14 protein-coding genes are annotated in these 13,181 nt (G+C 68.7%); all 14 read left to right on the top strand.

The window, feature by feature from the left end; translation table 11 throughout:
* The first annotated feature begins 172 nt into the window (after positions 1 to 172).
* The 14 genes from rpoE to BLU22_RS01085 all read left to right on the top strand — a co-directional run bounded on the left by rpoE (position 173) and on the right by BLU22_RS01085 (position 13,096).
* Complete coding sequence (gene rpoE, locus BLU22_RS01150) at positions 173 to 754, top strand: RNA polymerase sigma factor RpoE (RefSeq protein ID WP_090211491.1); 582 nt, start codon at positions 173 to 175, stop codon at positions 752 to 754.
* A 30-nt stretch (positions 755 to 784) separates the two neighbouring features.
* Positions 785 to 1,339, top strand: a complete 555-nt coding sequence (locus BLU22_RS01145; RefSeq protein ID WP_090211489.1) for a sigma-E factor negative regulatory protein — start codon at positions 785 to 787, stop codon at positions 1,337 to 1,339.
* A gap of 12 nt (positions 1,340 to 1,351) precedes the next feature.
* Entirely contained in the window at positions 1,352 to 1,816 is a 465-nt protein-coding gene (locus BLU22_RS01140) for a SoxR reducing system RseC family protein (protein WP_090211488.1), read from the top strand.
* A 22-nt stretch (positions 1,817 to 1,838) separates the two neighbouring features.
* Complete coding sequence (locus BLU22_RS01135; protein ID WP_090211486.1) at positions 1,839 to 3,266, top strand: DegQ family serine endoprotease; 1,428 nt, start codon at positions 1,839 to 1,841, stop codon at positions 3,264 to 3,266.
* 158 nt (positions 3,267 to 3,424) lie between these two features.
* Complete coding sequence (gene lepA, locus BLU22_RS01130) at positions 3,425 to 5,224, top strand: translation elongation factor 4 (RefSeq protein WP_090211485.1); 1,800 nt, start codon at positions 3,425 to 3,427, stop codon at positions 5,222 to 5,224.
* 26 nt (positions 5,225 to 5,250) lie between these two features.
* Positions 5,251 to 6,084 (top strand): signal peptidase I, encoded by an 834-nt coding sequence (gene lepB / locus BLU22_RS01125; RefSeq protein WP_090211483.1) that lies wholly within the window; start codon positions 5,251 to 5,253, stop codon positions 6,082 to 6,084.
* A 34-nt stretch (positions 6,085 to 6,118) separates the two neighbouring features.
* Positions 6,119 to 6,493, top strand: coding sequence for a DUF4845 domain-containing protein (locus BLU22_RS01120; protein WP_090211482.1), 375 nt, complete (start codon positions 6,119 to 6,121; stop codon positions 6,491 to 6,493).
* The gene (rnc, locus tag BLU22_RS01115; protein WP_090211481.1) at positions 6,490 to 7,179 is read left to right on the top strand and encodes a ribonuclease III; all 690 of its coding nucleotides are present in this window, start codon (positions 6,490 to 6,492) and stop codon (positions 7,177 to 7,179) included. The genes BLU22_RS01120 and rnc overlap by 4 nt, the downstream gene beginning before the upstream one ends.
* Entirely contained in the window at positions 7,166 to 8,074 is a 909-nt protein-coding gene (era, locus tag BLU22_RS01110) for a GTPase Era (RefSeq protein ID WP_394327533.1), read from the top strand. Before rnc ends, era begins: the two co-directional genes overlap by 14 nt.
* A gap of 93 nt (positions 8,075 to 8,167) precedes the next feature.
* On the top strand, positions 8,168 to 8,866 hold the full coding sequence (recO, locus tag BLU22_RS01105) for a DNA repair protein RecO (RefSeq protein WP_090211479.1): 699 nt from the start codon (positions 8,168 to 8,170) through the stop codon (positions 8,864 to 8,866).
* Complete coding sequence (pdxJ, locus tag BLU22_RS01100) at positions 8,859 to 9,605, top strand: pyridoxine 5'-phosphate synthase (RefSeq protein WP_090211477.1); 747 nt, start codon at positions 8,859 to 8,861, stop codon at positions 9,603 to 9,605. Before recO ends, pdxJ begins: the two co-directional genes overlap by 8 nt.
* Before the next feature lie 63 nt (positions 9,606 to 9,668).
* The gene (trhO, locus tag BLU22_RS01095) at positions 9,669 to 10,601 is read left to right on the top strand and encodes an oxygen-dependent tRNA uridine(34) hydroxylase TrhO (RefSeq protein WP_090211475.1); all 933 of its coding nucleotides are present in this window, start codon (positions 9,669 to 9,671) and stop codon (positions 10,599 to 10,601) included.
* A 79-nt stretch (positions 10,602 to 10,680) separates the two neighbouring features.
* Positions 10,681 to 11,316 (top strand): DsbA family protein, encoded by a 636-nt coding sequence (locus BLU22_RS01090; protein ID WP_090211473.1) that lies wholly within the window; start codon positions 10,681 to 10,683, stop codon positions 11,314 to 11,316.
* Between the two features lies 1 nt (position 11,317).
* Complete coding sequence (locus tag BLU22_RS01085; RefSeq protein ID WP_090216147.1) at positions 11,318 to 13,096, top strand: ABC transporter ATP-binding protein; 1,779 nt, start codon at positions 11,318 to 11,320, stop codon at positions 13,094 to 13,096.
* Positions 13,097 to 13,181: the final 85 nt, after the last annotated feature.

The following is a 13,181-nucleotide window of genomic DNA, read 5'->3' as shown; positions in this document are numbered from 1 at the left end:
GATCCCCGCGCCAGCGCAATGTCCGTTGCGCCGGCACCCCCAGGGCGTTCACGCCACCGCAGGCGATCCTGCCGGCAGCCCAGAACTTTTGTCCCGGCCCCGAGTCTATTCAGCACACAGGTTGGCTCTGGCGGGCGCGGCCCGATTTTCCGGGCGTTCATTAGGAGCAGTAATGCAGACCCAGGAAGCCGATCAGCAGTTGGTCGAGCGAGTCCAGCGCGGCGACAAGCGCGCGTTCGATCTGCTGGTACTCAAGTACCAGCACAAGATTCTCGGGTTGGTGGTGCGCTTCGTGCATGACCCCCAGGAGGCCCAGGATGTGGCCCAGGAAGCCTTCATCAAGGCCTATCGGGCGCTGGGTAACTTCCGCGGCGACAGTGCGTTCTACACCTGGCTGTACCGCATTGCGGTGAACACGGCGAAGAACCATCTGGTGGCACGCGGCCGGCGTCCCCCGGACAGCGATGTCAGCGCCGAGGACGCCGAGTTTTTCGAGGGCGATCATGCCCTCAAGGATATCGAGACGCCGGAGCGCGCCCTGCTGCGCGATGAGATCGAGGCCACCGTGCATCGCACCATCGCCCAGTTGCCCGAAGACCTGCGTACCGCCCTGACGCTGCGCGAGTTCGAGGGCCTGAGTTACGAGGAGATTGCCAATGCCATGCAATGTCCGGTGGGAACGGTGCGCTCGCGGATCTTCCGCGCGCGCGAAGCGATCGACAAGGCCCTGCAGCCGTTGCTGCACGAAGCCTGACTACGCGGCGTCAGCCTGGAGATGAAAACCATGAGTCGTGAAGCCCTGGACGAATCGATGTCTGCCGTCATGGACGGCGAGGCCGGCGAACTGGAGCTGCGCCGAGTGCTGGCGGCAGCCGGAGAGGACGCGCAGGCGCGCGTGTGCTGGGCGCGTTATCAACTGGCGCGTGACGTGATGCACCGCCAGTCGGTATTGCCCGGCCTGGACCTGAGCGCGGCGGTGGCGGCAGCGATCGATGCCGAGCCGGCTGCAGCCGCAGCGCCTGTCGCCGCGCCCCGTGCGCGCGGCTGGCAGCGCCTCGGCCGCTTCGCGGTCGCCGCGTCGGTGACCCTGGCGGTGCTGGCCGGGGTGCGCTGGTATCACCAGGACGAGGCACTGCAGGCGCCGCAGCTGGCCCAGCAGGCCGCTCCGGCGGTGCAGCCGGCGCTGCCGGTGGTGACCGCGCCGCAGGCACCGGCCGTGCTGGCCAGCTTCCCGGCGGAGAGCGCCGAGACGGCCCGGACGCCGGTGGCTTCCGACGAGACGCAGATCATCCGCGAGCTGCCGCCGCAACCGGCGGTCGACGATGCCGCATCACGCTGAGCGGCTGGCGCGATGATCGAGGAATCCGGGCGCGTGGTGGCGGTCGAGCCGGGGGCGGTGTGGGTGGAAACCCTGCGCCGCAGCACCTGCTCGGCCTGTTCGGCGAATGCCGGCTGCGGTCAGGGGCTGATGGAGAAGCTGGGTGTCGGCGAGCGCCGCGGCTATGTGCGGGCGCTGAGCGACCGGGTGCTGGCGGTCGACGACCGGGTGGTGATCGGGATTCCCGAGGACCTGCTGGTGCGCAGCTCCCTGCTGGTCTATCTGCTGCCGTTGCTTGGCCTGTTCGCCGGGGCCTTGCTGGCCCAGTGGTTGGCGCTGGCCGAGTCTTTTGTCATTCTGGCCGCCATGGGCGGTTTTGCGTCGTTCTGGGGGCTGGTGCGCTGGCGCAGCCGGCAGGGCGCGGAAGACCCGGCCCGGCAGCCTGTGGTGGTGCGCGCCGAGCGGGCGAGCGATCTGCAGACGGTCGAAATTCGTTGATTGCCAAGGGAGTCCAAGATTCATGCGTACTCTGAAGCACGCCATGCTGTCGCTGGCTGCGCTGTTGCTCGCGGTCCAGGCGCTGGTCGCCAATGCCCAGTTGCCGGAGTTCACCGAGCTGGTCGAGCAGGTGTCGCCGGCGGTGGTGAACATCAGTACCCGCCAGGCCATTCCGACCCAGGCGACGGCCGTGCCGCCGCAGATGCTGCCCGATCTGGAAGGACTGCCGCCGATCTTCCGCGAGTTCTTCGAGCGCAGCATTCCGCAGCTGCCTCAGGGGCAGGCGCCGCGTCAGCGCCAGGCGCAGTCGCTGGGTTCGGGCTTCATCATCTCCGGCGACGGTTACGTGCTGACCAACAACCACGTGGTGGCCGATGCCGACGAGATCATCGTGCGTCTGTCCGACCGCAGCGAGCTGGAGGCCAAGCTGGTCGGCGCCGATCCGCGTACCGACGTGGCGCTGCTCAAGGTCGAGGGCAAGGGGCTGCCGGCGGTCAAGCTCGGCAGGTCCGAGGTGCTCAAGGTCGGCGAGTGGGTACTGGCCATCGGTTCGCCGTTCGGCTTCGACCATTCGGTGACCGCCGGCATCGTCAGCGCCAAGGGGCGCAGCCTGCCCAACGAGAACTATGTGCCGTTCATCCAGACCGACGTGGCGATCAACCCCGGCAACTCCGGCGGTCCGCTGTTCAATCTGGATGGCGAGGTGGTCGGCATCAATTCGCAGATCTTCACCCGCTCCGGCGGCTTCATGGGGCTGTCGTTCGCCATTCCGATCGACGTGGCGATGAATGTCGCCGAACAGCTCAAGGCCGGCGGTAAGGTCAATCGCGGCTGGCTCGGGGTGGTGATCCAGGAGGTCAACAAGGATCTGGCCGAGTCCTTCGGGCTCGACAAGCCGGCCGGCGCCCTGGTAGCCCAGGTGCTGGAGAACGGCCCGGCGGCCAAGGGCGGCCTGCAGGTGGGGGACGTGATCCTGTCCATGAACGGCCAGCCGATCGTGGTGTCCGCCGATCTGCCGCACCTGGTCGGCACCATCAAGCCGGGTGCGCGGGTGACGCTTGATATCGTGCGTGGCGGCGCGCGCAAGAAGCTCGACCTGGCGGTCGGTGCGCTGCCCGAGGAAGGCGAGGCGCTGGCCGGCGCTGCCGGCCAGGAAGGCCCGGCGCGCAGCAGCAACCGCCTGGGCGTGACCGTGGTCGATCTCAGTGCCGAGCAGCAGCGGGCGCTGGAAGTGGAGGGCGGCGCGCTGATCCGCGAGGTGCAGAACGGTCCGGCGGCGCTGATCGGGCTGCGCCCGGGCGACGTCATCACCCACCTCAACAACGAGTCGATCGATTCGGCCAGAACCTTCGGCAAGGTGGCCGAGGCGCTGCCGAAGAACCGCAGCGTGTCGATGCGCGTGCTGCGCCAGGGGCGCGCCAGCTTCATCACCTTCAAGCTGTCCGAGTAACGCACGGGGCATGTACGCAAAGGGGGCGCCGAGGCGCCCCCTTTGCGTATTCGCTGCCGGGTGTCAAGCCGTGGGTTACGCCCGCCCGGTCGATACGCTAGAATTCACGGCTATTTTCGGCGGGCCCTGCCCGCGCTCTCTTTCCGAGTGTTGAGCCCGTGAGTGATCTGAGCCATATCCGCAATTTCTCCATCATCGCCCACATCGACCATGGCAAGTCGACCCTGGCCGACCGTTTCATCCAGATGTGCGGTGGTTTGTCCGACCGCGAGATGGAGGCCCAGGTCCTCGACTCCATGGACCTGGAGCGCGAGCGCGGCATCACCATCAAGGCTCACAGCGTGACCCTGCATTACAAGGCGCAGGACGGCAAGACCTACCAGCTGAACTTCATCGACACCCCCGGTCACGTCGACTTCACCTACGAAGTCAGCCGCTCGCTGGCGGCCTGCGAGGGCGCGCTGCTGGTGGTGGACGCCGGCCAGGGCGTCGAGGCGCAGTCGGTAGCCAACTGCTACACCGCCATCGAGCAGGGCCTGGAAGTGATGCCGGTGCTGAACAAGATGGACCTGCCCCAGGCCGAGCCGGAGCGGGTCAAGGAAGAGATCGAACACATCATCGGCATCGACGCCACCGATGCCGTGGCCTGCAGCGCCAAGAGCGGCATGGGCGTGGTCGACGTGCTCGAGCGCCTGGTCGAGGTGATCCCGCCGCCGACCGGCGAGATCGAGGCGCCTCTGCAGGCGCTGATCATCGACTCCTGGTTCGACAACTACCTGGGCGTGGTGTCGCTGGTGCGCGTGCGCCACGGCCGGGTCAAGAAGGGCGACAAGATCCTCGTCAAGTCGACCGGCAAGGTCCATCAGGTCGACAGCGTCGGCGTCTACACGCCCAAGCACACCGCCACCGCCGATCTCAAGGCCGGCGAGGTGGGCTTCATCATCGCCGGCATCAAGGACATCCAGGGCGCCCCGGTGGGCGACACCCTGACCCTCTCCAACACTCCGGACGTCGACGTGCTGCCCGGCTTCAAGCGGGTCAAGCCGCAGGTCTACGCCGGCCTGTTCCCGGTCAGCTCCGACGACTTCGAGGACTTCCGCGACGCGCTGGAGAAGCTGACCCTCAACGATGCCGCGCTGCAGTACGAGCCGGAAAGCTCCGATGCCCTGGGCTTCGGCTTCCGCATCGGCTTCCTCGGCATGCTGCACATGGAGATCATCCAGGAGCGCCTGGAGCGCGAGTACGACCTGGACCTGATCACCACCGCGCCGACCGTGGTGTTCGAGGTGGTGCTGAAGAACGGCGACACCGTGTATGTCGACAACCCCTCGCGGCTGCCCGACCTGGCGTCGATCGCCGAGATGCGCGAGCCGATCTGCCGGGCCAACATCCTGGTGCCCCAGGATCACCTGGGCAGCGTGATCACCCTGTGCATCGAGAAGCGCGGCGTGCAGCGCGACATGCATTTCCTCGGCAGTCAGGTGCAGGTCAGCTACGACCTGCCGATGAACGAGGTGGTGCTCGACTTCTTCGACCGCCTGAAGTCGGCCAGCCGCGGCTACGCTTCGCTGGACTACGGCTTCGACCGCTTCCAGGCCGCCAACCTGGTGCGTCTGGACGTGCTGATCAACGGCGAGCGGGTCGATGCCCTGGCGCTGATCGTCCACCGCGACAACGCGGCCTACAAGGGTCGCCAGCTGGTGGAGAAGATGAAGGAGCTGATCCCCCGGCAGATGTTCGACGTGGCGATCCAGGCGGCCATCGGCGGCCAGGTGGTGGCCCGTTCGACCGTCAAGGCGCTGCGCAAGAACGTGCTGGCCAAGTGCTACGGCGGCGACGTCAGCCGTAAGCGCAAGCTGCTGGAGAAGCAGAAGGCCGGCAAGAAGCGCATGAAACAGGTCGGCAGCGTGGAGATTCCCCAGGAAGCCTTCCTCGCCGTGCTCAAAGTGGATAGCTGAGGTCTGAACCGGTGAACTTTCCGTTGATGCTGGTCATCGCCGTTGCCGTGTGCGGTGCGCTGGCCCTGCTCGACCTGCTGTTTCTGGCGCCGCGCCGACGTGCGGCGATCGATACCTACCAGGCCGGCGTCGCCCAGGCCGATCCGCAGGTGCTGCAGCGCCTGGCTCGCGAGCCGGTGCTGGTGGAGTACGGCAAGTCGTTCTTCCCGGTGCTGGCGCTGGTGCTGGTGCTGCGCTCGTTCCTGGTCGAGCCGTTCCAGATCCCGTCCGGCTCGATGAAGCCGACCCTGGAAGTGGGCGACTTCATCCTGGTCAACAAGTTCGCCTACGGCCTGCGCCTGCCTGTGCTCGATACCAAGGTGGTGGACATCGGCGAGCCGCAGCGCGGCGATGTGATGGTGTTCCGCTACCCGAGCGATCCCAACGTCAACTACATCAAGCGGGTGGTCGGCCTGCCGGGCGACCACCTGCGCTACAGCAGCGACAAGCGCCTGTTCGTCAACGGCCAACCGGTCGCCGAGCGGCTGATCGGCGACGAGCCGGGCAGCCTGGGCAGCGCCCGCCTGTATCACGAGAAACTCGGCGCGGCCGAGCACCTGGTGCGCAAGGAAATGCGCCGCTACCGCATCGAGCCGGATCGCGAATGGACGGTACCGGCCGGCCACTACTTCATGGTCGGCGACAACCGCGACAACTCCAACGACAGCCGCTACTGGGACGACCCGAACATCCTCCCGGCGCTGCAGGGCATGGTTCCCGACCGCAACATCGTCGGCAAGGCCTTCGCCGTGTGGATGAGCTGGCCGGAGCCCAAGCTGTCCAACCTGCCGACCTTCTCGCGAGTCGGCCTGATCCATTGACCTCCGGCGCAGATCGCTCCGGCGAGGAACGCACATGACCGCAGCTTCGCAGAAGGGAATCTCGATGCTCGGCGCCCTGGTCCTGCTGCTGGTGCTGAGCTTCGCGGCCAGCACCGCCTTCAGGCTGGTGCCGCACTACCTGGACTTTCACGCCCTGCAGCGGGTGATCACCCGGGCACCGGAGGCCGTGCAGGGCGCGCCGGCAAGTCCCGCCGAGTTCTACGCGCACGTGACGCGCGGCATGCAGGTCAACGGCATCCGCGATCTCGACGCCCGCAGCATCCTGGCCGTGCGCCGGCAAGACAACCAGTTCCACGTCCACCTCAAATACGAGCGGCGCGCTGCGCTGATCGGCAACCTCGATGTGGTCGTCCATTTTGACCGCCAATACCGTGTCCGAGCCCCGTGACCAATTCCCTTGAACGACTCGAGCGCAAGCTCGGCTACACCTTCGACGACCGGAACCTGATGGTTCTGGCCCTGACCCACCGCAGCTTCGCCGGGCGCAACAACGAGCGCCTGGAGTTCCTCGGTGACGCCATCCTCAACTTCGTGGTCGGCGAGGCGCTGTTCCTGCGCTTCCCGCAGGCCCGCGAAGGCCAGCTGTCGCGCCTGCGCGCGCGGCTGGTCAAGGGCGAGACCCTGGCGCGCCTGGCGCGCGGCTTCGAGCTGGGCGACTTCCTGCGCCTGGGCTCCGGCGAGCTGAAGAGCGGCGGCTTCCGGCGCGAATCGATCCTCGCCGACGCCACCGAGGGCCTGATCGGCGCCATCTACCTGGACCGCGGCATGGAGGCCGCGCGCGAGCGGGTCCTGGCCTGGCTCGAACCCTATTTCGACGAGCTGACCCTGGTCGATACCAACAAGGACCCCAAGACCCGCCTGCAGGAGTTCCTGCAATCGCGCAGCTGCGAACTGCCGCGCTACGATGTGGTGGATATCCAGGGCGAGCCGCACTGCCGGACCTTCTTCGTCGAATGCGAAGTCGCCCTGCTCAATGAAAAGACCCGTGGTCAGGGTGCCAGCCGCCGTATCGCCGAACAGGTGGCGGCCGCGGCAGCACTGGTGGCCCTGGGCGTGGAGAATGGCAATGACTGAATCCCAGGCCAGCCGCTGCGGCTACGTGGCCATCGTCGGCCGGCCGAACGTCGGCAAGTCGACCCTGCTCAATCACATCCTCGGCCAGAAGCTGGCGATCACCTCGCGCAAGCCGCAGACCACCCGCCACACCCTGCTCGGGATCAAGACCGAAGGGGCGGTGCAGGCGATCTACGTCGACACTCCCGGCATGCACAAGGACAACGACAAGGCGCTCAACCGCTACATGAACCGCAGCGCCAGCGCGGCGCTCAAGGACGTCGACGTGGTGATCTTCGTCGTCGACCGCACGCGCTGGACCGACGAGGACCAGATGGTCCTGGAGCGGGTCAAGTTCGTGAAGTGCCCGGTGCTGCTGGTGGTCAACAAGATCGACCGCCTCGACGACAAGGGCGAGCTGCTGCCGCATTTCCAGTGGCTCACCGCGCAGCTGCCCGAGGCGGAGATCGTGCCGGTTTCCGCCCAGCACGGGCAGAACCTCGACACCCTGGAAAAGCTGGTCGGCGAGCGCCTGCCCGAGGGCGAGCACTTCTTCGAGGAAGACCAGCTCACCGACCGCAGCTCGCGCTTCCTCGCCGCCGAACTGGTGCGCGAGAAGGTGATGCGCCAGCTCGGCGCCGAGGTGCCCTATCAGGTCACCGTGGAGATCGAGCAGTTCAAGCAGCAGGGACGCATCCTGCACATCCACGCGCTGATCCTGGTCGAGCGCGACGGGCAGAAGAAGATCATCATCGGCGACAAGGGCGAGCGCATCAAACGCATCGGCCAGGACGCCCGCCGCGACATGGAAGAACTGTTCGGCAGCAAGGTCATGCTCAACCTGTGGGTCAAGGTGAAGAGCGGCTGGTCCGACGACGAGCGCGCGCTGCGCTCGCTGGGCTACGGCGACCTCTGACGCACGACCGCGCACGTTGTGGCAGGGTGCGCCAGGCGCGCCCTGCCGTGGTCCTGGCTCTTGCCGGTGCGCATGGCGCACCCTACGGTCTACATGCTCGCCGCCCCCCGTCCCGCCTACGTCCTGCACAGCCGCGCCTACAAGGAAAGCAGCGCGCTGGTCGACTTCCTCACGCCCGAGGGTCGCCTGCGCGCCGTGCTGCGCGCCGCGCGCGGCAAGCGCGGCAGCCTGGCGCGGCCGTTCCAGAGCCTGGAGCTGGCGCTGCGCGGCGCCGGCGAGCTGAAGACGGTGGCGCATCTGGAGGCCCAGGGCATTCCCCATCTGCTCGGCGGCACCGCGCTGTTCAGCGCGTTGTACCTCAACGAGCTGCTGGTGCGCCTGCTGCCGGCCGAAGACCCGCACCCGGCGCTGTTCGAGCACTATGCCGCGACGCTCGCCGCGCTGTCCGCCGGCAGGCCGCTGGAGCCCTTGCTGCGCGCCTTCGAATGGCGGCTGCTGGACGATCTGGGCTATGGTTTCGCCCTCGACCGCGACCGCGACGGCCGGCCGATCCACCCCGAATCCCTCTATCAATGGCTGCCCGAAGCCGGTTTCCACGGCGTCGAACTCTGGCAGCCGGGGCTGTTTCAGGGCCGCGAGCTGCTGGCCCTGGCCGAGGCCGACTGGTCCAGTCCCGGCGCCCTGGGCGCCGCCAAGCGGCTGATGCGCCAGGCGCTGGCGCCGCACCTGGGCGGCCGGCCGCTGGTCAGCCGCGAGCTGTTCATCCACCGCAAGGAGTCCTTCCGTGACTGAAGCCAACCGCATCCTGCTGGGTGTCAACATCGACCACATCGCCACCCTGCGTCAGGCGCGCGGTACCCGCTACCCGGACCCGGTGAAGGCCGCGCTGGACGCCGAGGAGGCCGGCGCCGACGGCATCACCGTGCACCTGCGCGAGGACCGCCGGCACATCCAGGACCGCGACGTGCGCCTGCTCGCCGAGGTGCTGCAGACGCGGATGAACTTCGAGATGGGCGTCACCGAGGAAATGCTCGCCTTCGCCGAGCGGATCCGCCCGGCGCACGCCTGCTTCGTCCCCGAGACCCGTCAGGAGCTGACCACCGAGGGCGGTCTCGACGTGCTCGGCCAGGAAGCGCGGATCCAGGCGGCGGTCGGGCGCCTGGCGGCGCAGGGCTGCGAGGTGTCGCTGTTCATCGATGCCGACCCGCGGCAGATCGAGGCCGCGGCGCGCATCGGCGCGCCGGCCATCGAGCTGCACACCGGCCGCTACGCCGATGCCCAGACCCCGGCGCAGATGGCCGTCGAGCTGGCGCGGATCCGCGACGGCGTGGCCTGCGGTCTTGCCCACGGCCTGATCGTCAACGCCGGCCACGGCCTGCACTACCACAACGCCGAGGCGGTGGCGGCGATCCCCGGGATCAACGAGCTGAACATCGGCCATGCCATCGTCGCCCACGCGCTGTTCGTCGGCTTCAAGGCCGCAGTGGCGGAGATGAAGCAGCTGATCGTCGCCGCGGCGGCGCGCGGCTGAGATAATCGCCGGCCCAATCGACATCCGGTACGCCCCTTGCGCGGGCGACCGCTGGAGCAACCGATGAGCGACAAGATCGTGGTGGCGGCGCTGTACAAGTTCGTCACCCTGCAAGACTACGCCGCGCTGCGCGAGCCGCTGCTGGCCACCATGCTGGCGCACGGCGTCAAGGGCACCCTGCTGCTGGCCGAGGAGGGCATCAACGGCACGGTGTCCGCTTCGCGCGCGGGGATCGACGCGCTGCTGGCCTGGCTGCGCAGCGACCCGCGCCTCGCCGACCTCGACCACAAGGAGTCGTACTGCGACGCGCAGCCGTTCTACCGCAGCAAGGTCAAGCTCAAGCAGGAAATCGTCACCCTCGGCGTGCCCGGCGTCGACCCCAACCAGGCGGTCGGCACCTACGTCGAGCCGCAGGACTGGAATGCGCTGATCGACGATCCCGAGGTGCTGCTGATCGACACGCGCAACGACTACGAGGTGGCCATCGGCAGCTTCCAAGGCGCCATCGACCCGCGCACCCGCTCGTTCCGCGAGTTTCCCGCGTACGTCCGCGAGCATTTCGACCCGGCCCGGCACAAGAAGGTGGCGATGTTCTGCACCGGCGGCATCCGCTGCGAGAAGGCCTCCAGCTACATGCTCGGCGAGGGCTTCGCCGAGGTCTACCACCTCAAGGGCGGCATCCTCAAGTACCTGGAGGAGGTGCCGCCGGAGCAGAGCCGCTGGCGCGGCGACTGCTTCGTGTTCGACAACCGGGTGACCGTGCGCCACGACCTGTCGCGCGGCGACTATGCGCTGTGCCATGCCTGCCGCCGCCCGCTGTCGGCCGCCGAGCGCGCCGCGCCGGAGTACGAGCCGGGCATCAGCTGCCCGCACTGCCGGGATTCGCTGGCGGAGAAGACCCGCGCCGGCGCCCGCGAGCGGCAGAAGCAGATCGAACTGGCGCGCGCGCGCAACCAGCCCTTGCCGCTCGGCCGCGATCCGCGTCTGGCCGACTGACCCCGGCGGGCCGCCGCGCTCGCTCCGCTTCCGGCGCATGGCGTCGCCACGGCCGCAGGATGGCCAAACAGGAGTCCGCATGAACGCCCGTCTGCTCTACGTGATGGACCCGATGTGTTCCTGGTGCTGGGGCTTCGCCCCGGTGCTCGATGCCCTGGCCGGGCGCGCGGCGGAGCAGGGCGTGGCCCTGCATCTGGTCGCCGGCGGCCTGCGCCCCGGTACCGTGCAGGCGCTGGACGGCACGACGCGCGAGCATATCCTGCGCCACTGGCAGGCGGTGACCGCGCGCACCGGCCAGCCGTTCCGCTTCGAGGCGGCGCTGCCGGAGGGCTTCGTCTACGACACCGAGCCGGCCAGCCGCGCGCTGGTCGCGGCGCGCAGCCTGGCGCCGGAGCGGGTCTGGCCGCTGGTGCGGGCGATCCAGCAGGCCTTCTACGTCGAGGGACGCGACGTGACCCGCGCGGCGACCCTGGCCGCGCTGGCCGAGCAGGCCGGCCTGCCGCGCCAGGCCTTCGCCGTGGCTTTCGACAGCGCCGAGCAGCGCCTGGCGACGGCGGCGGACTTCCGCTGGGCCGGCGACCTGGGCATCGCCGGATTTCCCACCCTGCTGGCCGAGCGCAAGGGGCAGCTGGCCTTGCTGACCAACGGCTACCAGCCGCTGGAGCGTCTGGCGCCGCTGCTCGACCGCTGGCTGGAGCGGCGCGCCCATGACTGAGCTGCGCGACCGCCTGGGCTGGGTGGAGATCCGCCGGCTGGCCCTCGGCCATCGCCGCGAGCTGCTGCTGGCCAATGCCCTGGCGGTGCTGGCCACCCTGTGCAGCGTGCCGATTCCGCTGCTGCTGCCGCTCTTGGTCGACGAGGTGCTGCTCGGCCACGGCACGGCGGCGCTGCAGGTGATGGACCGGTTCCTGCCGACTGCCTGGCAGCAGGCGGCCGGCTACATCGGCCTGATGCTGCTGCTGACCCTGGTGCTGCGCGGCGCCGCGCTGGCGCTCAACGTGCTGCAGGCGCGGCTGTTCGCCGGGCTGTCCAAGGATGTGGTCTACCGCCTGCGCCTGCGCCTGATCGAGCGTCTCAAGCGGATTTCCCTGGCCGAATACGAAAGCCTCGGCAGCGGCACGGTGACCGCCCACCTGGTCACCGACCTGGACACCCTCGACAAGTTCGTCGGCGAAACCCTCAGCCGCCTGCTGGTGGCGGTGCTGAGCCTGGCCGGCACCTCGGCGATCCTGCTGTGGATGCACTGGCAGCTGGCGCTGCTGATCCTGCTGTTCAATCCGCTGGTGATCTACGCCACGGTGCAGCTGGGCAAGCGCGTCAAGCACCTGAAGAAACTGGAGAACGACAGCACCGCGCGCTTCACCCAGGCGCTCGCCGAGACCCTCGACGCCATCCAGGAAATCCGCGCCGGCAACCGCCAGGGCTTCTTCCTCGGCCGCCTCGGCGCGCGGGCCGGCGAGGTGCGCGATTATGCGGTTGCCTCGCTGTGGAAGAGCGATGCGGCCAACCGCGCCAGCGGCCTGCTGTTCCAGTTCGGCATCGATGTGTTCCGCGCCGCGGCGATGCTCACCGTGCTGTTCTCCGACCTGTCCATCGGCCAGATGCTCGCGGTGTTCAGCTACCTGTGGTTCATGATCGGCCCGGTCGAGCAGCTGCTCGGCCTGCAGTACGCCTACTACGCCGCCGGCGGCGCGCTGAGCCGGATCAACGAGCTGCTCGCCCGCGCCGACGAGCCGCAGCCGCCCGGTGGCGCCGATCCCTTCGCCGGACAGGCCACGGTGGGCATCGAGGTGCAGGGCTTGCGCTTCGCCTACCGCGACGAGCCGGTGCTCGACGGCCTCGACCTGGCCATCGCCCCCGGCGAGAAGGTGGCCATCGTCGGCGCCTCCGGCGGCGGCAAGAGCACCCTGGTGCAGCTGCTGCTCGGTCTCTACAGCCCGCAGGCCGGCACCATCCGCTTCGGCGCTGCGACCCTGGAGGAAATCGGCCTGGCACGGGTGCGCGACAACGTCGCGGTGGTGCTGCAGCATCCGGCGCTGTTCAACGACACGGTGCGCGCCAACCTGACCATGGGCCGCGCGCGCGACGATGCCGCCTGCTGGCAGGCGCTGGAGGTGGCGCAGCTGGCGGACACCGTGCGCGACCTGCCGCAGGGCCTGGACAGCGTGGTCGGCCGCGCCGGGGTGCGTCTCTCCGGCGGCCAGCGCCAGCGCCTGGCGATCGCCCGGATGATCCTCGCCGAGCCCAAGGTGGTGATCCTCGACGAGGCCACCTCGGCGCTCGACGCCGCTACCGAATACGCCCTGCACCAGGCGCTGGCCGGCTTTCTGCGCGGACGCACCACGCTGATCATCGCCCACCGCCTGAGCGCGGTGAAGCAGGCCGACCGCGTGCTGGTGTTCGACGGCGGGCGGATCGCCGAACAGGGCGAGCACCGCCAACTGATCGCCGAGGGCGGCCTGTACGCACGGCTGTACGGCAACCTGCAGCACTGAGCGCGGCGGCGATTGTCGACAATCGCCGTCTGTGCCCGCGCCGTCGCCGTCTTGCTGTAGTGCCGTGGCGCGTGCCCTACCTGTG

It is taken from the genome of Pseudomonas guangdongensis (genome assembly GCF_900105885.1).
Taxonomy (GTDB): Bacteria; Pseudomonadota; Gammaproteobacteria; order Pseudomonadales; family Pseudomonadaceae; genus Geopseudomonas; species Geopseudomonas guangdongensis.
The sequence above is the reverse complement of the archived record's forward strand: the minus strand, read 5'-3'. Positions and strand labels throughout refer to the sequence as shown.

Bases quoted from the DNA above. Each gene is read 5' to 3' on its own strand.
- recO (WP_090211479.1), top strand. From the start codon at position 8,168: ATGCTCGCCGCCCCCCGTCCCGCCTACGTCCTGCACAGCCGCGCCTAC.
- era (WP_394327533.1), top strand. From the start codon at position 7,166: ATGGCAATGACTGAATCCCAGGCCAGCCGCTGCGGCTACGTGGCCATC.
- BLU22_RS01140 (WP_090211488.1), top strand. From the start codon at position 1,352: ATGATCGAGGAATCCGGGCGCGTGGTGGCGGTCGAGCCGGGGGCGGTG.
- BLU22_RS01145 (WP_090211489.1), top strand. From the start codon at position 785: ATGAGTCGTGAAGCCCTGGACGAATCGATGTCTGCCGTCATGGACGGC.
- BLU22_RS01120 (WP_090211482.1), top strand. From the start codon at position 6,119: ATGACCGCAGCTTCGCAGAAGGGAATCTCGATGCTCGGCGCCCTGGTC.
- BLU22_RS01135 (WP_090211486.1), top strand. From the start codon at position 1,839: ATGCGTACTCTGAAGCACGCCATGCTGTCGCTGGCTGCGCTGTTGCTC.
- trhO (WP_090211475.1), top strand. From the start codon at position 9,669: ATGAGCGACAAGATCGTGGTGGCGGCGCTGTACAAGTTCGTCACCCTG.
- BLU22_RS01090 (WP_090211473.1), top strand. From the start codon at position 10,681: ATGAACGCCCGTCTGCTCTACGTGATGGACCCGATGTGTTCCTGGTGC.
- lepB (WP_090211483.1), top strand. From the start codon at position 5,251: ATGCTGGTCATCGCCGTTGCCGTGTGCGGTGCGCTGGCCCTGCTCGAC.
- rpoE (WP_090211491.1), top strand. From the start codon at position 173: ATGCAGACCCAGGAAGCCGATCAGCAGTTGGTCGAGCGAGTCCAGCGC.